This is a genomic window from Paracoccus sp. BR5-17 (assembly GCF_055693925.1).
The window spans coordinates 1,585,638-1,607,622 of sequence record NZ_JBVFUV010000003.1; the positions used below are offsets into that span (position 1 = coordinate 1,585,638).

Genomic DNA, 21,985 nt, shown 5'->3' on the forward strand with positions numbered 1-21,985 from the left:
CGCCCGGTTCCGAGGGAAGCCCATGAAGATCACCGCCATCGAAACCTTCATCGTCCCGCCGCGCTGGTGCTTCGTGAAGATCAGCACGGACAGCGGCCTGGCCGGCTGGGGCGAACCCGTGCTGGAAGGCCGCGCCGCCACGGTCGCCGCCTGCGTCGAGGAGTTGTCGGACTACCTGATCGGCCGCGACCCGCGCCTGATCCAGGACCACTGGACGGTGATGTATCGTGCCGGGTTCTATCGCGGCGGCGGCATCCACATGTCGGCCATTGCCGGGATCGACCAGGCGCTGTGGGACATCAAGGGCAAGGATCTGGGCGTGCCGGTCCATGCCCTGCTGGGCGGGCAGCAGCGCGACCGCATCCGCGTCTATTCCTGGATCGGCGGCGACCGCCCCGCCGATACGGCCCGCATGGCGCGCGCCTGCGGGGACCGGGGCTTCAGCGCCGTCAAGATGAACGGCACCGAGGAGATGCAGTTCGTGGACAGCCACGCCAAGCTGGACCAGCTGCTGGCGCGCGTGCAGGCCATCCGCGACGCGATGGGCCCCGACTTCGGCATCGGCATCGACTTCCACGGCCGCGTGCATCGCCCGATGGCCAAGGTGCTGGCGAAGGAGCTGGAGCCGTTCCGCCTGATGTTCATCGAGGAGCCGGTGCTGTCCGAACACGCCGAGGCGCTGCGCGAGATCGCCAACCATTGCTCGACCCCGATCGCGCTGGGCGAACGGCTGTATTCGCGGTGGGACTTCAAGGCGATCCTGCAGGGCGGCTTCGTGGACATCATCCAGCCCGATCCCAGCCACGCGGGCGGCATAACCGAAACCTACCGCATCGCCGCGATGGCCGAGGCGCATGACGTGGCGCTGGCGCTGCACTGCCCGCTGGGGCCGATCGCGCTGGCCGCGAACCTGCAACTGGACGCGGTCTGCTATAACGCCTTCATCCAGGAACAGTCGCTGGGCATCCATTACAATCAGGGCAGCGACCTGCTGGACTACCTGACCGATCCCTCGGTCTTCGCCTATGACGGCGGCTTCGTGGCGATCCCGCAGGGGCCGGGCCTGGGCATCGAGGTCAACGAGGACAGGGTCCGCGAGATGGCGGCCCAGGGTCATCGCTGGCGCAACCCCGTCTGGCGCCACGCCGACGGCAGCTTTGCGGAATGGTGATCATGCGCGACATCCGGAAACTGAACCACGGCTGGACCTTCGCGCCGGGCGCGGCCGATTCTGCCGCGCCGCTGGCCGGCGAGGCCGTCACCCTGCCGCACAACGCGGTGGACCTGCCGCTGAGCTATTTCGACGAGACCGCCTATCAGCGCCCCTTCACCTATCAGCGCGTGATCGCCTGGGATGATGCCTGGCGGGGCCGCCGGGTCCATCTGCGCTTCGACGGGGCGATGGCCGACAGCGTGGTGTGGGTGAACGGCACGCAGGTCGCGGCCCATCCCGACGGCTATACGCCCTTCACGGCCGACCTGACCGACCACCTGCGCCCGGGCGACAATCTGGTGACGGTCAGGATCGACGGATCGGAAAACCCCGCCATCCCGCCCTTCGGCGCGCAGATCGACTATCTGACCTATGCGGGGATCTATCGCGATGTCTGGCTGATGGTGCTGCCCGAACGGCACCTGACGAATGCCCGAATCCTGACGCCCGACGCGCTGGCTGATGCCAAGACCGTCGTGATCCGCCCGCAGGCCACCGCGCCGGGACCGGTCCTCGCCCGGCTGCTGGACGGCGACCGGGAAATCGCCGCCGCGGAAGGGGAGGGGGAACTGATCCTGCCCGACCTGCGGGGCCTGTCGCTGTGGTCGCCCGAATCGCCGCGGCTTTATACCGTGGAACTGGTCCTGCCCGACAGCGGCGACGCGACCACGCACCGCTTCGGCTTCCGCACCGCGGAATGGACGGCGCAGGGCTTCTTGCTGAACGGCCGGCCCCTGAAGCTGCGCGGCCTGAACCGGCATCAAAGCTGGCCGCATCGCGGCTATGCCGCGGGCCGTCACGCGCAGGAACGCGACGCCGAGATCCTGCGCTTCGACCTGGGCTGCAACATCGTGCGCACCTCGCACTACCCGCAGAGCCCCTGGTTCCTTGACCGCTGCGACGAGATCGGCCTGCTGGTCTTCGAGGAAATCCCTGGCTGGCAGCATATCGGCGACAGGGCTTGGCAGGACCGCAGCCTGGACAATCTGCGCGCCATGATCCTGCGCGACTGGAACCACCCCAGCATCGTGATCTGGGGCGTCAGGATCAACGAAAGCCAGGACGATCACGACTTCTACACCCGCACCAACGCCTTGGCGCGCGACCTGGACCCGACGCGGGCCACGGGCGGCGTGCGCTATATCACCGACAGCGAGTTGCTGGAGGACGTCTATACGATGAACGACTTCATCCTGGACGAATCCGAACTGCCGCTGGTCAACCGCCCCCGCACCGCCCTGCGCGCGCCGTCGGAAGTGACCGGATCGCCCCGGCCGGTGCCCTATCTGGTCACCGAATATAACGGCCACATGTTCCCCACCAAGGCGCAGGATCCCGAACTGCGGCAGATGGAACACGTGATCCGGCACCTGGAGGTGCTGAACGCCGCGCATGGCGATCCGGGCGTGTCGGGCTGCATCGGCTGGTGCATGTTCGACTACAACACGCACAAGGACTTCGGCGCGGGCGACCGCATCTGCCACCACGGCGTCATGGACATCTGGCGCGAGCCGAAATTCGCGGCCTTCGCCTATGCCAGCCAGAAGCCGCCGTCCGAGGGGGTGGTGATGCAGCCCGTCACCTTCTGGGCGCGGGGCGAGCGCAACATCGGCGGCGTCCTGCCGCTTATCGTGCTGACCAACTGCGACGAGATCGAGTTCGACTGCGCGGGCGTCAGGCGCCGCGTCGGCCCCGACCGCGCGCGCTTCCCGCATCTGCCGCATCCCCCGGTCATCATCGACCACCGCCATATCAGCGCCGAGGAACTGGGCTGCTGGGGCATGAGCTGGCATCCCGGCCGCATCACCGGATACCTCGACGGCCGGGCGGTGGCGGTGCGCGACTATGTGGCGGACCCGCTGCCGACGCTGTTGCAGATCGACCCCGACCGCGACGCGCTGCCGGCGGATGCCGACATCGACCTGCGGGTGATGCTGCGCGCCCTGGATCAGGCGGGCAACCGGCTGCCCTTCCTGGATGCGGCGGTCGCCGTCGCGGTCGATGGTCCCGCCCGGCTGATCGGCCCGGATCTGCGGATGCTGCAGGGCGGCACCACCGGCCTGTGGCTGCGCCTGACCGGCGATGCCGGAACGGTGCGCATCACCGCGCGCCATCCGCAATTCCCGGATGCCGAGGCGACCGTCGCGGTGGGCTGACGCCCTCCGGTCCCCTCGAGCGCCGCCCGACCTTCGCCCGCGCCTGCGGCTCAGGCTTCGGCAAGCTGCGAAACCAGCAGCTTGTCGATCCGCCGGCCATCAAGGTCCACGACCTCGATGCGCCAGTTCGCCAGGGTGATCTGCGCGCCGACGTCGGGCAGGACGCCCGCCCGGTCCAGCACCAGGCCCGCCACCGATTCATAGCCGCGGTCCTCGGGCAGGGTGATGCCGATCATCTCGGCGAATTCGTCGGCGGGCATCCATCCGGCCACCAGCCAGCTTCCGTCCTCGCGCTGCACGGCCTTGGGCTCGTCGTCGCCCGGCTCGGGGAAATCGCCGGCGATCGCCTCGAGCAGGTCCATCGCCGTCACCACCCCCTCGAAATGGCCGTATTCGTCATAGACCAGCAGCATGTGCGCGGGGCTGGCCTTCAGTTCCTCGATCACGTTCAGCGCCGGCAGACCCTCGCGGATGACGGGCACCTCCTGGACCAGCGGGCGCAGGTCGGTCGCGTCCCCGGCCAGCAGCTCGCGCAGGGTGATGACGCCGATGATGTCGTCGTCGCTGCCGTCGCGCACCAGCAGGCGAGACCGGCGGCTGTCGCGGAACCGCTGCAGCACCTCGGCCGGGGGGTCGGACACGTCCACGCTCTCGACCTCGTGGCGGGGGGTCATCAGGCCGCGGGCCGTGCGGTCCGCGATCCGCATGACGCCGGCGATCATCTCGGTCTCGGCGGGTTCGATGACGCCGGCGCTGCGGGCGTCCGACAGCATCACCCGGATCTCCTCGTCCGAGATGCCGCGGTCGGATTCGCCCGACTGGCCCAGCAGGCGCAGCACCAGCCTGCCCGACACGTCCAGCAGCCAGACGATCGGCGCGGCGATGCGCGAGATGAACAGGATCAGCGGCGCGATGCGGCTGGCGACCCCTTCGGGCGACCGCAGCGCGATCTGCTTGGGCACCAGTTCGCCGATGATCAGCGACAGATAGGTGATCAGCACCACCACGCCGCCCACGCCCAGCGCCTGCGCCAGGGCCGGGGTAAGCCCCGCGCCGGTCAGTGCCGCGGTCAGCCGCGTTCCCAGCGTGGCGCCGGAAAAGGCGCCCGACAGCACGCCCACCAGCGTGATGCCGATCTGGACGCTGGACAGGAAGCGGCCGGGATCGGCGCCCAGTTCCAGCGCCGTCTGCGCCCCGCCGCTGCCTTCGGCGGCCATGACCTTCAGCCGGGCCGGCCGAGCCGAGACGATGGCCAGTTCGGACATGGCCAGAACGCCGTTGAACATCGTCAGCAGCAGGACGACGAGGATTTCCAGAAGCATCGGTTCACTTTGTCCAGCGTGGCAAGCTTCTGGCAATCTGCACGAAGCGCAGGCCGGTGCAAAGGCACGACGGCCGCTTTCTGGACGGAATCGGCAGACAAGGCGCCCGGGCGGGCGCCTTGCCGGTGTCTTCGGTCACTTCGACGAGGGGCCCGACGGCAGCGGTTCAGGCTTGGCCCCGTTGGTCTTCCACAACGAGAAGACGATGCCCGCGGCCAGGATCGCGAAGGTGATGCCCAGCGACCAGCTTGCCGGGAACTTTTCCCAACCCATCAGGTCCGCGATGAAGATCTTGGATCCGATGAAGACCAGCAGGATCGACAGCGCGTATTTCAGGTAATGGAAGCGGTGGATGATCGCAGCCAAGGCGAAGTACAGCGCCCGCAGGCCCAGGATGGCGAAGATGTTCGAGGTATAGACGATGTAGGGATCCGAGGTGATGGCGAACACCGCCGGCACCGAATCCACCGCGAAGATCACGTCGACGATCTCGACCATGACCAGGGCCAGGAACAGCGGCGTCGCATAGCGCGTCAGCTTGCCCGTCACGAGGTCGGGCTTTTTGACCCAGAAGTCGTGGCCGTGGATTTCCTCGGTCACGTTCAGGCGGCGCTTTATGAACCGCAGGACCGGGTTCTGGGAAATGTCCATCGGCTTGTCGCCGACCAGCATCATCTTGATCCCGGTGAAGATCAGGAACAGCGCGAAGATGTACAGCACCCAGGAATACTGGCTGACCAGCGTCGCGCCCAGGCCGATCATCAGGCCGCGCAGCACGATCACGCCCAGGATGCCCCAGAACAGCACGCGATGCTGGTACTTGGGCGGGATCGCGAAGTAGGTGAAGATCATCGCGATGACGAACACGTTGTCCATCGCAAGCGTCTTTTCGACGACAAAGGCCGTCAGGTAGAGCTTGCTTTCCTCGGCGCCGACCTGCCACCAGACGAAGCCCGAGAACAGCACGCCCATTGTCAGGTACATGGCCGACAGCTTGAGGCTTTCGGCCACGCCGATCGCGTGGTCATCCTTGTGCAACACGCCCAGGTCGAAGACCAGCAACGCGATCACGATCGCAATGAACAAAAGCCACATCCACAGCGGCTTTGCCAGAAAAGTCAGAAACAACAGTTCCATTTGCCCTCATCGTTGCTGTTGCGCTTCGATGCCAAAGGGCTTGGAAAGGGGCCACTTGCACCGAGCGCGCTCGATGCGGTCCGACATCACGACATCGCTGTCGCCAGAGGGGCCCGGTCCGCTGCCGGGGAAGGTGGAACAATTCGCCGCAGGTTGCAAGGGGGTAATCACGAAATCGTTTGCAAGCCCGCTCGGTCATCGGCACCTTCGGCGCGGGCGGCAAGGGGGCGGCGCATGGAACGGGCGGCATTGGCGGGCGGAAACGACGGGGCGTGGCTGGATGATTCGGTCCACCGCGCCTTTCTGGCCCGGGACGCGGCCCGGGCGCTGGATTTCTTCAACGCAAGCGCGGGGGCGGGCCTTGTCCCGCTTGATGCGACAAGACGGCCTTTGCCGGACGCCCCCCAGGAGCTGCACGCGACGACGCGGCTGGTCCATTCCTTTGCCCTGGGCCATCTGGCCGGGCGCCCCGACCGCGCGGGGATCATCGACCGGGGGATGGACCTGCTGTGGCGCGGGCATCGCGACGACTGGCACGGCGGCTATGTGTGGTCGCTGCGGGACGGGGCCGTGGCGGACGGGACCAAGCTCGCCTATGGCCATGTCTTCGTGCTGTTGGCCGCGTCCACGGCCAAGCTGGCGGGCCATCCCGACGCCGACCGCCTGCTGGCGGACATCGCGCAGGTTCTGGAGGATCGGTTCTGGGACGCCGGTGCCGGGCTTTTCCGCGACGAACTCACCCGCGACTGGCAGCCCTTCTCCGCCTATCGCGGCATGAACGCCAACATGCACGGGGTCGAGGCGCTGCTGGCCGCCTTCGAGGCCACGGGCGACGGAGAATACCTGCGCCGCGCCCAAGGCATCCTGGATTTCTTCATCGCAGGTCAGGCGGCGGCGCATGGCTGGCGCATCCCCGAACATTACGACGCCGACTGGCGGCCCGACCCGGGATACGAGGGCAACCCGATGTTCCGGCCCGCCGGAACCACCCCCGGCCATTCCTTCGAGATGGCGCGCCTGCTGCTGCAGGCCTGGGATCTGGCCGGGCGCCCGCCGACCGACGCCCCCGCCCAGGCGCGGCTGCTGGTCGAAACGGCGCTGCGCGACGCCTGGATGCCCCAGGGCGGGCTGGCCTATACGCTGGACCAGGCCGGACGGATCGCGCGCGCCGACCGGTACTGGTGGCCCGTGACCGAGGCGATCGGCGCGCTGGCGGCGCTTGTCAAGCTGGACCCGCGCCCCGAGGACGAGGATTGGTATCGCCGGCTGTGGCGCTTTGCCGATGACCGGCTGATCGACCACGACCGCGGCGGCTGGTTCCCGGAACCCGGCGGTCCGGCACCCGGTGCGCAGTTCCAGGGCAAGCCCGACATCTACCACGCCCTGCAGGCGGATCTGTTTCCCCTGGTTCCCGAACTGTCGCGGCTTTCCGCCGCGCTGGCGCGCGACAGGCCGTTGCGGCGCGGCGGCGGGGATGAAATCGTCGTTCCCATGCCTATCTAAGGCCCTTACGGTGCAGACAGGGACACGACGCAGCGCATGGTTCAGAACGGGGGTTTCGCGGGTCCGATCCTGCATTTTCGGGGCTGCGACGCCAGGGGCCTGCATCTTGCGGCGATCACGGTCACGCCAGAGGATGCCGCCGGGCCGGGTCCGGTCGGGACGCGTGCGGGCGACTGTCCGGTAAGGCTTCTGGACCGCGTGGCCGGTCTGGCGGTCTGGCGCCACGACTTCACGCTGGCCCCGGACGAGGGCGGCTATCGCCTGGACGGGCGCGACCGTGCCGTTGCCACGCGGCTGGACGGCGACATCCGCATCGCCTTCGTGTCCTGCAACGGCGAGGAACACGGCGATCTGGACCGCGATGCCGCCGAACGCGACCTGATGTGGGCGCGGCTTCAGGCCGACCACGACCGCGCGCCCTTCGCGCTGCTGCTGCAGGGGGGCGACCAGATCTATGCCGACGAGGCGACCCACGGCCATCCCCTGTCCCGGAACTGGCCCGACGATGTTCCCGACAACCCCTCGGCCGCGGAACTGGACGACCTGACCCGCCACCTGCAACGCCGGTTCGCGGAACGCTACATGATGGTGCTGGGGGCGCCGGCCTGCGCGGGGGTGTTCGCCAGCGTGCCGTCGCTGTCGGTGTGGGACGACCACGACATCTGCGACGGCTGGGGCTCGCTGCCGGAAAGCCGCACGGATTCGGCGGTGGGGCAGGCGCTGTTCCGGGTCGCGCGGCGGATGTATCTGCTGTTCCAGCACGGCGCGACCGAGGACGACGTGCCCGCGCTGTTCATGGACCCCACGGGCCGCAGCCTGGGCTGGCGGCGCGACCTGCCGGGGGTGACGCTGTTCGCGCCGGACCTGCGGTCCGAGCGCCGCCGCCACCGCATCCTGGGCGAGGCGGGCTGGGACGCGCTGGACGCGCTTGATCCCGCGGGCGGGCACGTCTTCATGGTCTCCAGCGTGCCGCTGCTGGGGCCGCGCCTGTCGCTGCTGGAAAGCGCGCTGACCGTCGTGCCGCGGATGCAGCATTACGAGGACGACCTTCGCGACCAGTGGCAAAGCCGCGCCCATCGCGACGAATGGCGGCGGATGCTGTCGGCGGTCCTGCGGATGCGCAAGGCCGCCCCCGTCACCGTCCTGTCGGGCGAGATCCACCTGGCCACCCGGGCCGAGATGGGACCCGCGCGGACGCTGATCCACCAGCTTGTCGCCTCGGGGATCTCGCACCGGGCGCCGCCGCGGGCCTATGCGCGCGCGCTGGGCCTGTTCGCCGGGCTGGGGGACGCGCCCCTGCCGGGACATCCTGTCCGCATCAAGCCGCTGCCCGGCCAAAGGCACCGCTATGTCGCGGAGCGCAACTATCTGGCGCTGGACCGCCGCGCGGGGCGCTGGCAAGCCCGCTGGCATCTCGAGGAGAGCGGCGTGACCTCGCCCCTGGATCTGGGCTAGACCGCGATGCCGTGCCGGCCGGCAAGGTCGGTGAAGAACTGCCAAGCCACGCGGCCCGACCGTCCGCCGCGCGTCGCCTGCCATTCGATCGCTTGGGCCCGCAGGGTCTCGGCGGCGATGTCCAGACCGAAGGCGTCGCAATAGGCACGCACCATCGCCAGGTAATCGTCCTGCGAACAGGGATGGAAGCCCAGCCACAGCCCGAAGCGGTCCGACAGCGACACCTTTTCCTCGACCGCCTCGCCGGGATGGATGGCGGTGGCGCGTTCGTTGTCGATCATGTCGCGGGGCATCAGGTGGCGCCGGTTCGAGGTGGCATAGAGGATCACGTTGGCGGGACGCCCGCTGATCCCGCCGTCCAGGACGGCCTTCAGGGACTTGTACTGGCTGTCGTCGTGGCTGAAGGACAGATCGTCGGAAAACAGCAGGAAACGCTGGTCCGACGCCCGGCCCAGGATGGCCAGCAGGCGGCCGACCGACGCCAGGTCGTCACGGGCGATCTCGACCAGCACCAGCGGCAGGCCCTGGGCCACGGCCTCGGCATGGACGGCCTTGACCAGCGACGACTTGCCCATCCCGCGCGCGCCCCACAGCAGGGCGTTGTTGGCCCCGAAGCCGCGCGCGAATTGCAGGGTGTTGTCCAGCAGCGTCTGCTTGGCCCGGTCGATGCCGATCAGCTGCACCAGATCGACGCGGCTGACCCTGTCCACGGCTTCCAGCCGGTCGGGGTCGGGATGCCAGACATAGGCCGTGGCTTCGGTGAAGCTGGGCGCGGGAACGGGGGGCGGGGCGAGGCGTTCCAGGGCCGCGGCGATGCGGGCCAGGGCATCGGCGTCGGCCATGTCCCGCATCACTCGTCCTCGACCCACAGTCCCTGGGCGCGCAGTTCCTTTTCGCGCCGCTTCTCGATCTGGCGGACGATCTGGATCGAGATCTCGTAAAGCCCGTAGATGACCGAGAACAGCACAAGCTGGCTGCCCACATCCGGCGGCGTCAGGCAGGCGGCCAGCGTCAGGATGATGATGATGGCATAGCGGCGCGTGGCGGCCAGCGTCTCGGCCGAGACCAGCCCGGCCCGGCCCATCAGCGCCAGGGCCACCGGAAGCTGGAAGGACAGGCCGAAGGCCAGGATGAATCGCGTCGTCAGGTTCAGGTATTCGCTGACCGAGCCCTGAAAGACGATCCCGGCCAGATTATTGCCCTCGACCGGGGCGGCGACGTCGTCTGGCAGCGTCAGCGGCCCCTGCTGGAAGCCCAGGAAGAACGAGAACACCATCGGCAGGATGATGTAATAGGCGAAGGCCGCCCCCAGGGCGAACATCAGCGGCGAGGCGACCAGGAAGGGCAGGAAGGCCCGCTTCTCGCTGCGGTAGAGGCCCGGGGCCACGAACCGCCACAGCTGGTAGGCGATGATCGGAAAGGCGAGGATGAAGCCGCCAAAGAACGAGATGCGCAGCGCGACCGTGAAGCCTTCCTGCAGCTTCAGCAGGATCAGCCCGCATTCCTGCCCGCGCTCCTCGAGGGCCGCGCAGATCGGGATCGTCAGGAAGTTGTAGATCGGATTCCAGATCAGATAGCACAGGACCATCGCCACCACGAAGGCCAGGGCCGACCAGACCAGGCGGGTGCGCAGTTCCTTGAGATGCTCGATCAGCGGGGCCGAACTGTCGTCCAGTTCATCGACGTCCTGGGATGCCACTTAATGGTCCTTCATGTCCGAACGGCGGACCCCGGCGATGCGGCGCGGGCCGTCCGCGACGGCCGTCCCAGCAGGGGCGGGGGATGGCACCGGCGCCGGCTGGTTGGCGGCCTGCACTGCGGGCGCATCCGCGGGGCGGCTGTCCAGGGGGGCGGGCGCGGGCGCGGCGGGATCGGGCGTGGCGCGGGTGGCGGTGTTCAGGCTGGTCTTGGGATCCCACTGCTCGAACCGGGTGGCGGCCCGGTCCAGGGCGTCCAGCCCCAACGACTTCTTCGATGTCAGGGTCCTGAGGTCCTTGGTCACGTCATTGATGCCGCTGCCCTTGGCCGCATCCTCCATCGCGCTCGTGAACTCTCGCGCCATGGACCGGGCCCGGGCCGTGATGCGGCCCAGGGTATGAAACAGCTTCGGCAAATCCTCGGGGCCGATGACGATCAGCGCGATGACGCCGATCAGCAGCAGTTCGCTCCACCCGACATCCAGCATTCTGGAACCCCTGTCCCGGTTTCGGGATCAGACGCGGGTATCGTTGTGCGGCGTCACGTCGCGGGCCTCGGTGCCGGGCAGGGGCTGCGTCTGGTGCAGCGGCTGGACGGTGGGCGCCGGCTGCACGGGCTGCACCGAGGGAACCGGCTGATCCAGGGCGGCATTGCGGTCGGCCGCGTTTTCCGCGTTGCCGTCGTTGATGCCCTTCTTGAAGGCGGTGATGCCCTTGCCGACTTCGCCCATCAGCGAGGAAACCTTGCCGCGGCCGAACAGGACCAGGACCACGACGGCGATGACGAGCAGGGCCATGGGGGAGGGCATGTGCATGTGAGTTCTCCAGTTCCAGAGTCAGGCCAATGACCTGGGTTCAACCTCTTTGCCGGAATATAGAGCCTCCCATCCCGCAGCGAAACCCCACTTGCCGCGATTCGTCGCCGCGCCGGCCGTTCTGGAGGAAACTGACGCGATTTTGACGGCCCGGCGGCTTTGTTGCGCAAAGTCTCAAGGGGGATCCAGCTGTCGACTCCAGCGTGGTAACCGTGCTGCATGAGCAGACCCACCCCGCCGAGCTACAAGACCAAGAACTGGCCAGCGTATAACGAGGCCCTCAAGCAGCGCGGCTCTCTGACCATCTGGTTCGACCCGGACATGGCGTGGGTGCCGCCACCGACCGGCAAGCAAGGCGGCAGCCGCAGTATAGCGATGCCGCGATCCAGACGTGCCTGACGATGAAGGTGCTCTTCGGCATGGCGCTCCGTCAGACGAGCGGCTTCGTCGAGAGCCTGCTGCGCCTGGCCGGCCTCGATTGGACGGTGCCGGATTTCAGCTCGCTGAGCAGGCGCCAGAAGACGTTGGCCGTGTCCATTCCCTACCGGGGCTCGCAGGGGCCGCTGAACCTGCTGATCGACAGCACCGGCATCAAGGCGGAGGGCGAAGGCGAGTGGAATGCCCGCAAGCACGGCGGCGCGAAACGCCGCCTCTGGCGCAAGATCCACATCGGCGTCGATGAACAGACGCTGGAAATTCGAGCCATCGAGGTTACCGGTAGCAGCGTCGGCGATACGCCCATGCTGCCTGAACTGCTCCGCCAGATCCCCGCCGGTGTGGAGCTCGGCACGGTCACCGCGGATGGCGCCTACGACACGCGCAAATGCCATGACGCCGTCGCCGACCGAGGCGCCCATGCGATCATTCCGCCGCGCAGGAACGCCAGGCCCTGGAAGCCATCGACAGCGGGCGCGATCGCCCGGAACGAAGCACTGCGCGCATCCAAATACCTCGGCCGCGCGATTTGGCGAAAGTGGAGCGGTTACCACCGCCGAAGCCGCGCCGAGACGAAGATGCATTGCGTGAAGCTGCTCGGGCAGAGCCTCATGGCACGCGGCTTCGACCGTCAGGTCGCCGAACTCCAAATCCGCGCCGCCGTGCTCAACGGCTACACCGCGCTCGGCATACCTGCCACAGAACTCGTGGGATAAGTCCGCCAGGGGAAAGGGGAAGCCCGGCCTTCAAGCTCTTTGCGCAACAAAGCCCGGCCCGGCCGCCCGCTTGCGCCGCCCGGCGCCGGCATCCGGCTTGGCAGCGCGCGACGGGCGGGCGATAAGCGCCCATGGATCCGTCGCTGTATCTTACCGCCTTCGTCACCCTGTTCGTGGTGATCGACCCCGTGGGCCTGGCGCCGGTCTTCATCGCCCTGACCCCGGGCATGAGCGCGGCCCAGCGCCGGCGCATCGGGTTCCGGTCGCTGGTGATCGCGGCGGTGCTGATGATGATCTTCGGTTTCGCGGGCGAATCGATCCTGACGGCCATCGGCATCTCGATCCCCGCCTTCCGCATCGCCGGCGGGCTGCTGCTGTTTCTGACCGCGCTCGACATGCTGTTCGAGCGGCGCACCGAGCGGCGCGAGAACCAGGGCGAGGCCGATCCCCTGCACCACGATCCCTCGGTCTTTCCGCTGGCCATGCCGCTGCTGGCGGGGCCGGGGGCGCTTGCGACGATGATCCTGCTGATGGGCGAGGCGCCGGGCCTGCTGCACATGGCGATGGTCAACCTGGTGATGCTGGCGGTGCTGGCCATCGCCATGGCGCTGTTCGTGATCGCCACCCCGCTGGCCCATGCGCTGGGCCGGACCGGCGTGATGGTCGTCACGCGCCTGCTGGGGATGCTGCTGGCCGCGCTGTCGGTGCAGTTCGTCATCGACGGGCTGAAGGGATCGGGGCTGGTGCCGTGATGACCGGAGACGACAGGATGCAGCTTGTCTATTACGGCGTCCTGCTGCTGGTGATCGGCGGTGCCATGATCTTCGAGCTGGCCGGCCGGGGCGGGCAGGTGCTGCGCCAGCTGGTGCTGTGGGCGGTGATCTTCGCGGGGGCGGCGCTGGCCGCCGAATGGTGGCTTACCGGCCATGCGCCGCGCCAGCAGGTGCTGGACGGCGGCCGCATCCAGATCCCGGTGGGGCGCGACGGCCATTTCCACCTGACCGCCCTGGTCAACGGGCAGGAGGTGCGCTTCATGGTCGATACCGGCGCGTCATCCATCGCCCTTGGCCCGGCGGATGCCCGCCGGGTCGGGCTGGACCCCGACGACCTGGCCTATGTCGGCACCGCGATGACCGCGAACGGGCAGGTGCAGACCGCCCCCGTCACCATCGACGAGATCGCCATCGGCGACATCGTGGACCGCAACGTGCGCGCCTGGGTGATCGGCGGCGACCTGGACGGCTCGCTTCTGGGCATGTCCTACCTGCGCACCTTCGCGCGCGTCAGCTTCGAGGGCGACCTGCTGATCCTGGAACGCTAGGGCCTGTCCGTCCGCGGCCCGCGACAGCGCCGCCTGCCGCATCTGGCTCAGCGTCTGGCGCGGGGTCAGCGCCTCGGGCGAGATGTCCAGGTCCAGCAGGGCGCCGGTCCGCGACGCCATCGCCCGTTCGAACGCGGCCGGAAAGTCGGCGGTGGCGCCGACGCGTTCGGCGTGGAACCCATAGGCGCGGGCCAGCGCCACGAAGTCGGGGTTCTGCATGGTCGTGCCGGACACGCGGGCCGGATAATGGCGTTCCTGATGCGCGCGGATCGTGCCGTAGATGCCGTTGTTCAGGACCAGCACGATCGGCTGCGCCCCCGCCTGGGCCGCCGTCGCAAGTTCCGCGCAGGTCATCTGGAAGTCGCCGTCGCCCGCGAAGCACACGACGGTGCGGCCGGGATGGGCGATCCGGGCCGCGATGGCGGCGGGCAGCCCGTATCCCATCGCCCCCGATTGCGGCGCCAGCAGCCGCGCGCGCGGGCCGAAGGCGAAGAACTTGTTGGGCCAGACGGCGAAGTTGCCCGCGCCGTTGGTCAGGACCGCGTCCTCGGGCAGGACGCCGCGCAGGTGGTCCATCACCGCCACCATGTCCACCGGCGAGGGCTGGGCGGGAGCCTGCATCGAGGCCAGGAAGCCCGCGCGCGCCGCCTTGCGCCAGTCCGCCCAGGCGCCCGCGACGGGACGCAGGGCGGCCGCGAAGGCGTTCGGCCCGGCCTGGATGCCAAGGCGCGGCTGATAGACCTTGCCCAGCTCGTCGTCCGAGGCGTGGACATGGATCAGCGCCTGTTCGGGCAGCGGCACCCGCAGCAGGCTGTAGGCGTCGGTGGTCATCTCGCCCAGGCGGACGTTCACCGCCAGCAGCAGGTCGCATTCCGCGATGAGGCGCCGCACATGCGGCGGCATCCCCACCCCCGCCTCGCCGGCATAGACGGGGGCGGTGTTGTCGATGCAGTCCTGGAACCGGAAGGCGGCGACGACCGGGATGTCGGATGCCTCGGCAAAGGCCTGCAGTGCGGCCTTGCCCGGGGGCGTCCACAGGCAGCCGCCCGCCAGGATCAGCGGCCGCCGCGCCTCCGCCAGCAGGCTCAGCGCCTCCTCGAGGGCGGCGGGCAGCGGGGCGGGTTCGGCGATGTCCGAGGGGCCGGTCAGCGGCGGCGCGTCGGTCAGGCTGGTCAGCATGTCCTCGGGCAGGGCGACGACGACGGGACCGGGACGGCCGGTCAGGGCGGTCTTCCAGGCGCGGGCCAGGATTTCGGGGATGCGGTCGGCGCGGTCGATCTGGACGGCCCATTTCGCCAGGCTGCCGAACACGGCGGCGCAGTCGATTTCCTGGAAGGCCTCGCGCCCGGTCATGTCGGTGCCGACCTGCCCCACCAGGACCAGCATCGGCGCGCTGTCCTGCATGGCGGTGTGGATGCCGATGGCGGCATTGGTCACGCCGGGGCCGCGGGTGACCATGCAGATGCCGGGCTGGCCGGTCAGCTTGCCCCAGGCCGCGGCCATGAAGGACGCGCCGCCCTCGTGCCGGCACAGCACGAAGTCCAGCCGGCCGCGGGTGTCGTGCAGCGCGTCCAGCACCGCCAGATAGCTTTCGCCGGGAATCCCGAAGGCCCGCGTGGCGCCAAGCGCCATCAGGCAGTCCACCACCAAAGCCCCGCCCGTGCGCGTCATGTCGTCATGCCCCATCGCTGCCGTTTCGGAGAGCCTAGCGGCGGGGCGGGGCGGCTGCCAGTGTCAGTTCCACGCACAGTCCCGGGCGGGTGTTGGTCAGGGTCAGCCCGCCGCCCGCCGCCTCGGCGATGTCGCTGACGATGGCCAGGCCGATGCCCTGCCCGTCGCCGCTTTCGTCCAGCCGCGTCCCGCGCTGCGGCAGGCTGGCCAGGGCGGCTTCGGGAACCCCGGGGCCGTCGTCGCGGATGGCGATGGACAGGCGGTCGTCATGGCGCGTCACCGATGCCGCGACCACCCCATCGGCGTGCTGCATGGCGTTTTCCAGCAGGGCGCCCAGCGCCTCGGTCAGGTCGTCGGGGTCGATGCGGGCCAGCGGGGTGGGGTCGGGGACGCGGATCCGCCAGTCGATCATGCCGCCCCTGGGCGTGCGGCGCAGCACCTTGACCAGGCGCGACAGGACGGCGGCCGGGTCGGCCTCGGCCAGGTGGCGGCCGGACTGGATGCGGGCGCGGGCCAGTTCGCGGTCCACCAGCCGCCGCATCGAGGCCACCACCGTCTCGATGCTGCCGGCGATTTCCGGCTGTCCGGCGCGCCGCAGGGTGCCCGCGTCGCCCAGCAGGGCCTGAAGCGGGGTCTTGAACCCGTGGGCCAGATCGCCCGCCCGGTGCCGCGCCCGCAGCAGTTCGGCGTCGCGCGCATCCAGCAGCGCGTCCAGCTGGCGCGACAGGGGCAGCATCTCGTCGGGCAGGTCGGTGCCGATCCGCGACCGCTGCCCCTGGGCCAGGGCCTGCACGCGTTCGGCCACCTGCGCCAGCGGGGCCAGACCAATGCGGACCTGAAGCCAAGATCCGATGCCCAGCAGCAGGCCCAGAAACGCCAGATAGGGCATCAGATCCGCCAGGAAGTCCCGCCGCGCCGCCGTCAGCCCGGCCCGGTCCGAGGCGACGATGATGCGCAGCGGCAGCGCCTGCGGGCCGCGCCCGACCAGAAGGCTCTGCTCGACCGCGAGCAGGCGTTCGCCCTGCGGCCCCGGCAGGTCCAGAACCGCGGTCTGGCCGGGCGGCGGGGCGGGGCGGTCCATCGGCAGGCTGTAATCCCACAGCGACCGCGACCGCTGCACGTCCGATCCCAGCGCCACCTGCCAGTAATAGCCCGAGAAGGGCCGGCGATACAGCCGGTCCGGCGGCGGCGCGGTCAGCCGCGGGACACCCGCCGCGTCCAGTTCGACGATCCCCGCCAGGGTCAGGGCGCGGGCCTCGAGGCCGCTGACCGCCACGCGTTCGACATGGCGTTCGAACAAGAGCGCCAGCCCCAGCGCCGCCCCCCACAGCGTCACCAGGATGGCGATGCCGTCCACGACCAGCAGCCGCAGCCGCAGCGACCGGCGCATCATCCCGTCTGGCCCAGGTCATAGCCGAAGCCGCGCCGGGTGTGGATCACCCCCGGCCCCAGCTTGCGGCGCAGCCGGGCGATCACCGCCTCGAGCGCGTTGGCATCGCGCGCGTCGTCATCGCCGTAAAGATGCTCGAGCAGTTCCCAAGGCGGCACCGTCCGGTCGCGGTGCAGCGTCAGATAGGCCAGCAGCCGGTATTCCAGCGGCGTCACCGGCAGCGGCACCCCCGCCAGCGACACCGACATGCGGTTGAGGTCCACCGACAGCCGGCCGACCCGCTGGAGCGAGGTCGCGCGACCCCCCGACCGGCGCACCAGGGCGCGCGCGCGGGCGATCAGTTCCTCCATGCGGAAGGGCTTGGGCAGATAGTCGTCGGCGCCGGCGTCGATCCCCTCGACCCGCTCGGTCCAGGCGCCGCGGGCGGTCAGGATCAGCACCGGGCTTTCGCAGCCCTCGGCCCGCCAGCGTTTCAGCACCGTCAGCCCGTCCAGGCGCGGCAGGCCCAGATCCAGCACGATCAGGTCATAGCTTTCGGTCCCGCCGCGGAACCAGGCGGCCTCGCCGTCCTCGACATGCTCGACCCGGAAACCCGCCGAACCCAGCGCCCGGATCAGGTCGGCGGCGATGCGGCGGTCGTCCTCGACCACAAGGGCGCGCATCAGGCGTCGTCTTCCTCCTCGACCTGAAGGATCGCGCCGGTGGCGGCGTCCATCTCGACCTCGATCAACCGGCCCTCGCGCGTGACCAGTTCCACTGCATAGACGCGGGTTCCGTGCGAATATTCAAGCTCGACCTCGACCACGGTGCCGGGATGTTCGTCGTCCAGCCGCCGCAGGATCTGCGCCAGGGGCAGGATCTCGCCCCGCTCGACCGCGCCCTGGGCCAGTTCGAAATCGGGAAGCGCGTCCTGCTGGCCGCCTCCGGTCGAGGGAAGAACCAGCGCAAGGACGATGATGATGGGAAGGCGGTGTCTCATGTCGCTCAACCTAAGGGGAGCGTCCTGACAAATGCCTGACGGGATGCGTCAGGCTGCTGTCAGCGCGCCCGGGGTAACCCGGATTCGCGCCAACCGGGGCCGCGCCTTCCGGGCGGCCCCCTGAACGGAAAGGACATCACATGGCACGCAAGACCGGAACCGACGGCAACAACACGATCGAAGGCACCTCGCTGGCCGACTGGCTGGCCGGGCTGGGCGGCAACGACATCCTCCGCGGCTTCGGCGGCGACGACGACCTGCACGGCGGCTGGGGCAACGATTCGCTCTATGGCGGCTTTGGCCGCGACGACCTGGAAGGCGGGCGCGGCAGCGACCGGCTGTTCGGCGGGGCGGGCAACGACGACCTCGAGGGCAACGACGGCTCCGACCGGCTGTCGGGCGAGGCGGGCAACGACGAACTGGAAGGCGGGCGCGGCTTCGACTGGCTGTCGGGCGGCACCGGCAGCGACGAACTGGAAGGCGACCGCGGCAATGACACGCTGCTGGGCGGCGCGGGCCGCGACACGCTGGAAGGCGGGTCCGGCAACGACATCCTGACCGGCGGCGCTGGCGTGGATGTCTTCGAGTTCCAGCGCGGCGACGCGCGCGACCGCATCACCGACTTCCAGAACGGCGTGGACCGGATCGACCTGGACGACTTCAGCCGCGCCCAGGTCAGCCAGATCATCGGCAACGCCCGCCAGCAGGGGGCCGACCTGGTGCTGGTCCTGGACGCCGACACCTCGGTCACCATCGAGGACATGCAGCGCAGCCAATTGGACATAAGCGATTTCACCTTCTGAGGGTGCCGGGCGGGCGGGTCCCCGGCCCGCCCGATTGATTTTCGTTCATCCGCCGGCCGGCCGCATCGGCACGGCTTGCAGGAAGCGGGCCGGGGCCCTAGGGTCCGGCGCCGAACCTGCCCTTCCCGGTGAATGATGACGACGGATCAGACCCTGTCCCCTTGGCCTGTCGGCGGCGGTCTCTGCGGAGAGATCGTGCGGAGATTCGACTGGTCGCGCACCTCTCTGGGGCCGATCGACGGCTGGCCCCAGCACCTGCGGATCAAGGTCAATTCGCTGGTGAACTCGCCCATCCCGCAGGTGCTGATGTGGGGGCCGGATCACGTGATGATCTACAACGACACCTATGCCGAGATCATCGGCAACCATCACCCCGACGCGCTGGGCCGCACCGTCGCCGAGGTCTGGCCCGAGTTCTGGGACTGGAACCGCCAGATCCTTGATCGCTGCCAGCGCGGCGAGGTCCAGAGCCACCGCGAGCAGCCGCTGGTCGTGAACCGCAACGGCGCGCCCGAGGAAGTCGTGCTGGACCTGTTCTTCATCCCCATCTACAGCGGCGACGCCCGCCGGGTGGACGGCGTGCTGTGCACGGTCCTGGACGTCACCCGCGCGGTCCGCGCCCGCGAGGCGCTGGCCGAAAGCCGCGCCGAACTCTATCACCTGTCGGACGCCCTGCCGATCCTGGTGGCGTTCCTGGACAACACGCTGACCTTCCGCTTTGCCAACCAGTGCTATCTAGAGGTCTTTGACCTGACGGCCGAACAGGTGATCGGCAAGCCCGTCGCGGAAATCATGGGCGATGCGCATGTCGCGCTGACCCCCGTGATGCTGACCCGGGTCCTGGCGGGCGAGACGGTGACCGTGGACGCGGTCCTGCGGCTGCCGGACGACCGCCTGCGCGCCTTCGAGATCCGCTGCCTGCCGCGCAGGATGCGCGACGACCGGATCGACGGGGTCTACATGATCCTGATCGACATCGAGGACCGCAAGCAGACCGAGATCCAGTTGCGCGCCTCCAACGACCGCTTCCAGGCCGCCGTCCAGGCGATCCACAGCATCCTGTGGACCAACTCGGCCGATGGGCGGATGACCGGGGAACAGCGCGGCTGGGCGGCGCTGACCGGGCAGAGCTTCGAGGAATACCAGGGATACGGCTGGTCCGCGGCCGTCCACCCCGACGACCGCGCCCCCACCATCGACGCCTGGCACCGCGCCCTTGCGACGCGGGCCACCTTCGAATGGGAACACCGGCTGCGCTGCGCGGACGGCCGGTACCGCATCTTCGCGATCCGCGCCGTGCCCACCCTGAACAGCCGGGGCGAGATCCGCGAATGGGTCGGCGTCCACACCGACATCACCGAACATCGCCTGGGCGAGGCCCAGCTTCAGGCCCAGGCCGAGAACCTGCAGCGCGAGATCCTGCACCGCGAGCAGGCCGAGGAGCAGTTGCGCCGTCTCAACGAGACGCTCGAGGCGCGCGTCGCCGAGGAGATCGAGCAGCACCGCAAGACCGAACAGGCCCTGCACCGGGCGCAGAAGATGGAATCCATGGGCCAGCTGACCGGCGGGGTGGCCCACGACTTCAACAACCTTCTTCAGGTGATCAACGGCAACCTGCAGATGCTGGCCCGGGATGTCGAGGGCGATCCCCGGGCCAGCCAGCGGGTCGAGAACGCGCTGTCGGCCGTCTCGCGCGGGGCCAAGCTGGCCAGCCAGCTTCTGTCCTTCGGCCGGCGTCAGCCGCTCGAGCCGCGGGTGATCCAGCCGTGGCGGCTGATCTCGGAGATGGACGAATTGCTGCGCCGGTCCCTGGGCGAGGCGATCGAGGTGCAGGTGAGCGTGCCGGACGGGCTGTGGAACATCTGCGTGGACCGTGCGCAACTGGAAAGCGCGCTGCTGAACCTGGCGATCAACGCCCGCGACGCGATGGACGGCCCGGGCCTGCTGACCATCGAGGTGGCCAACACCCGGCTGGACGACGCCTATGCCCGGGCCGTGGGCGACATCGCGGCGGGCGATTACGTGATGCTGGCGGTGACCGACACGGGCTGCGGCATGACCCCCGAGGTGCTTGAACGGATCTTCGACCCGTTCTATTCCACCAAGCCCGAAGGACGCGGCACGGGCCTTGGCATGTCCATGGTCTATGGCTTCGTCAAGCAGTCGGGGGGTCACGTGTCCGTCTATAGCGAACCCGGTCAGGGAACCACCGTGCGGATCTATCTGCCGCGCTCGGAAGCCGAGGAGGAGGACGATGCGCCGCTGTTCGACGGCCCGGTTGCCGGCGGCGACGAGACGATCCTGGTGGTCGAGGACGACGACGCCGTGCGCGGCACCGTGGTCGATCTGCTGACCTCGCTGGGCTACAAGGTGCTGACCGCCCGCGACGCGCAGTCCGGGCTGGCGGTGATCGAAAGCGGGCTGCACATCGACGTGCTGTTCACCGACGTGGTGATGCCCGGCGGGCTGTCCAGCCGCGACATGGCGCGCCGCGCGCAAGAGATCCTTCCGGGGCTGGGGGTGCTGTTCACCTCGGGCTATACGGAAAACTCGATCGTCCACGGCGGGCGGCTGGATCCGGGGGTCGAACTGCTCTCGAAACCCTATCCGCGCGAGGCCCTGGCCCGCCGCCTGCGCCACGTCATCGCCAACGCCCGGCAGGCCGCGGCGGGGGACGGCCCGGTGCCCGCGCAAGACGACCTGCCAGCGGCGGCCGGTGAACTGCGGGCCGGGGAAGGCGAAGCCGGGGAACAGGCCGCTGAACGGCGGCCCGGGGAACGGGCTTCCGGCGCCGACGACGGATCCCCGGCCGCGGCAGGCCGCCCCGCCTCGATCCTGCTGGTCGAGGACAATGTCCTGATCCGCGCCGATACCGCCTTCATGCTGGAGGAGATGGGCCATGCCGTCGCCCAGGCGGGCAAGGCCGCCCCGGCCCTGAGCAGGCTGGGAGAGGAATCCTTCGACCTTCTGCTGACCGACCTGGGGCTGCCCGACATGAACGGCAACGACCTGGCGCGCAAGGCCGTCGAGATGCAGCCGGGGCTGGCGGTCGTCTATGCCACGGGCGACAGCGATCTGCCCGCGGGCTGCCCCGGCCAGACGGTTCTGCTGTGCAAGCCCTATGGCGAGGATCAGTTGCGCGCCGCGGTGGAACAGGCCCTGGCGCGGGTCGGCTGACCCCTCTTGGCGGGCGGGGCGCCCTGTGCTATGGGGCGGGTGTTCTCAGGGCGGGGTGCAATTCCCCACCGGCGGTCACAGCCCGCGAGCGCCCTTCGGCAAGGAAGGGGTCAGCAGATCCGGTGGAACTCCGGGGCCGACAGTCACAGTCTGGATGAAAGAGAACCGTGGCCGCGTCCCTGTGCCGGGGGCATG

General features: G+C 69.3%; 17 protein-coding genes, 2 pseudogenes and 1 riboswitch. Of the genes and pseudogenes, 9 read left to right on the forward strand and 10 right to left on the reverse strand.

Going from position 1 to position 21,985, the window contains the following annotated elements:
- The first annotated feature begins 22 nt into the window (after nucleotides 1-22).
- Together dgoD and ACZ1HC_RS09335 are read left to right on the forward strand one after the other, a co-directional pair.
- Nucleotides 23-1,171, forward strand: coding sequence for a galactonate dehydratase (gene dgoD, locus ACZ1HC_RS09330; RefSeq protein ID WP_472699735.1), 1,149 nt, complete (start codon nucleotides 23-25; stop codon nucleotides 1,169-1,171).
- Between the two features lie 2 nt (nucleotides 1,172-1,173).
- The gene (locus ACZ1HC_RS09335; RefSeq protein ID WP_472699736.1) at nucleotides 1,174-3,369 is read left to right on the forward strand and encodes a glycoside hydrolase family 2 protein; all 2,196 of its coding nucleotides are present in this window, start codon (nucleotides 1,174-1,176) and stop codon (nucleotides 3,367-3,369) included.
- A 50-nt stretch (nucleotides 3,370-3,419) separates the two neighbouring features.
- Here ACZ1HC_RS09335 and ACZ1HC_RS09340 read toward each other — a convergent pair whose 3' ends face one another.
- On the reverse strand, nucleotides 3,420-4,691 hold the full coding sequence (locus ACZ1HC_RS09340) for a hemolysin family protein (RefSeq protein ID WP_472699737.1): 1,272 nt from the start codon (nucleotides 4,689-4,691) through the stop codon (nucleotides 3,420-3,422).
- A gap of 135 nt (nucleotides 4,692-4,826) precedes the next feature.
- A complete protein-coding gene (locus ACZ1HC_RS09345) occupies nucleotides 4,827-5,828 on the reverse strand; it encodes a TerC family protein (RefSeq protein ID WP_472699738.1) in 1,002 nt (333 codons plus the stop codon).
- 234 nt (nucleotides 5,829-6,062) lie between these two features.
- Between ACZ1HC_RS09345 and ACZ1HC_RS09350 the strand changes: the two genes are divergently transcribed.
- Entirely contained in the window at nucleotides 6,063-7,331 is a 1,269-nt protein-coding gene (locus ACZ1HC_RS09350) for an AGE family epimerase/isomerase (RefSeq protein WP_472699739.1), read from the forward strand.
- Nucleotides 7,332-7,367: 36 nt separating this feature from the next.
- Nucleotides 7,368-8,786 (forward strand): alkaline phosphatase D family protein, encoded by a 1,419-nt coding sequence (locus ACZ1HC_RS09355; RefSeq protein WP_472699740.1) that lies wholly within the window; start codon nucleotides 7,368-7,370, stop codon nucleotides 8,784-8,786.
- Here ACZ1HC_RS09355 and ACZ1HC_RS09360 read toward each other — a convergent pair.
- The 4 genes from ACZ1HC_RS09360 to tatA are packed head-to-tail and all read right to left on the reverse strand — an operon-like array spanning nucleotide 8,783 to nucleotide 11,298.
- Nucleotides 8,783-9,637, reverse strand: a complete 855-nt coding sequence (locus tag ACZ1HC_RS09360; protein ID WP_472699741.1) for an ATP-binding protein — start codon at nucleotides 9,635-9,637, stop codon at nucleotides 8,783-8,785. The two genes, ACZ1HC_RS09355 and ACZ1HC_RS09360, sit on opposite strands and share 4 nt — an antisense overlap.
- Nucleotides 9,637-10,485: a twin-arginine translocase subunit TatC gene (gene tatC, locus ACZ1HC_RS09365; protein WP_472699742.1), complete on the reverse strand. Its 849-nt coding sequence runs from the start codon at nucleotides 10,483-10,485 to the stop codon at nucleotides 9,637-9,639. Before tatC ends, ACZ1HC_RS09360 begins: the two co-directional genes overlap by 1 nt.
- Complete coding sequence (gene tatB, locus ACZ1HC_RS09370; protein ID WP_472699743.1) at nucleotides 10,486-10,971, reverse strand: Sec-independent protein translocase protein TatB; 486 nt, start codon at nucleotides 10,969-10,971, stop codon at nucleotides 10,486-10,488.
- 27 nt (nucleotides 10,972-10,998) lie between these two features.
- The gene (gene tatA / locus ACZ1HC_RS09375; protein ID WP_472699744.1) at nucleotides 10,999-11,298 is read right to left on the reverse strand and encodes a twin-arginine translocase TatA/TatE family subunit; all 300 of its coding nucleotides are present in this window, start codon (nucleotides 11,296-11,298) and stop codon (nucleotides 10,999-11,001) included.
- A gap of 219 nt (nucleotides 11,299-11,517) precedes the next feature.
- Here tatA and ACZ1HC_RS09380 point away from each other — a divergent pair.
- The 3 genes and pseudogenes from ACZ1HC_RS09380 (at nucleotide 11,518) to ACZ1HC_RS09390 (ending at nucleotide 13,770) form a co-directional block, all read left to right on the forward strand.
- Nucleotides 11,518-12,449: pseudogene (locus tag ACZ1HC_RS09380) on the forward strand (IS5 family transposase).
- Between the two features lie 131 nt (nucleotides 12,450-12,580).
- Entirely contained in the window at nucleotides 12,581-13,201 is a 621-nt protein-coding gene (locus ACZ1HC_RS09385) for a MarC family protein (RefSeq protein ID WP_472699745.1), read from the forward strand.
- Nucleotides 13,201-13,770, forward strand: coding sequence for a retropepsin-like aspartic protease family protein (locus tag ACZ1HC_RS09390; protein ID WP_472699746.1), 570 nt, complete (start codon nucleotides 13,201-13,203; stop codon nucleotides 13,768-13,770). Before ACZ1HC_RS09385 ends, ACZ1HC_RS09390 begins: the two co-directional genes overlap by 1 nt.
- 27 nt (nucleotides 13,771-13,797) lie before the next feature.
- On the opposite strand, the pseudogene ACZ1HC_RS09395 reads toward ACZ1HC_RS09390, so the two are convergent.
- The 4 genes and pseudogenes from ACZ1HC_RS09395 to ACZ1HC_RS09410 all read right to left on the reverse strand — a co-directional run.
- Nucleotides 13,798-15,441: pseudogene (locus tag ACZ1HC_RS09395) on the reverse strand (thiamine pyrophosphate-dependent enzyme); the annotation flags it as partial.
- Between the two features lie 34 nt (nucleotides 15,442-15,475).
- A complete protein-coding gene (locus ACZ1HC_RS09400) occupies nucleotides 15,476-16,831 on the reverse strand; it encodes a sensor histidine kinase (protein WP_472699747.1) in 1,356 nt (451 codons plus the stop codon).
- A complete protein-coding gene (locus ACZ1HC_RS09405; protein ID WP_472699748.1) occupies nucleotides 16,831-17,493 on the reverse strand; it encodes a response regulator in 663 nt (220 codons plus the stop codon). Before ACZ1HC_RS09405 ends, ACZ1HC_RS09400 begins: the two co-directional genes overlap by 1 nt.
- A complete protein-coding gene (locus tag ACZ1HC_RS09410; RefSeq protein ID WP_472699749.1) occupies nucleotides 17,493-17,810 on the reverse strand; it encodes a PepSY domain-containing protein in 318 nt (105 codons plus the stop codon). The genes ACZ1HC_RS09405 and ACZ1HC_RS09410 overlap by 1 nt, the downstream gene beginning before the upstream one ends.
- A gap of 140 nt (nucleotides 17,811-17,950) precedes the next feature.
- Between ACZ1HC_RS09410 and ACZ1HC_RS09415 the strand changes: the two genes are divergently transcribed.
- Both ACZ1HC_RS09415 and ACZ1HC_RS09420 read left to right on the forward strand, forming a co-directional pair.
- Nucleotides 17,951-18,613 carry a calcium-binding protein gene (locus ACZ1HC_RS09415; RefSeq protein WP_472699750.1) on the forward strand — a complete coding sequence of 221 codons (663 nt, stop codon included), beginning with the start codon at nucleotides 17,951-17,953 and terminating at the stop codon, nucleotides 18,611-18,613.
- A gap of 195 nt (nucleotides 18,614-18,808) precedes the next feature.
- The gene (locus ACZ1HC_RS09420) at nucleotides 18,809-21,790 is read left to right on the forward strand and encodes a PAS domain-containing protein (protein WP_472699751.1); all 2,982 of its coding nucleotides are present in this window, start codon (nucleotides 18,809-18,811) and stop codon (nucleotides 21,788-21,790) included.
- A 37-nt stretch (nucleotides 21,791-21,827) separates the two neighbouring features.
- A riboswitch (FMN riboswitch) is annotated at nucleotides 21,828-21,960 on the forward strand.
- Nucleotides 21,961-21,985: the final 25 nt, after the last annotated feature.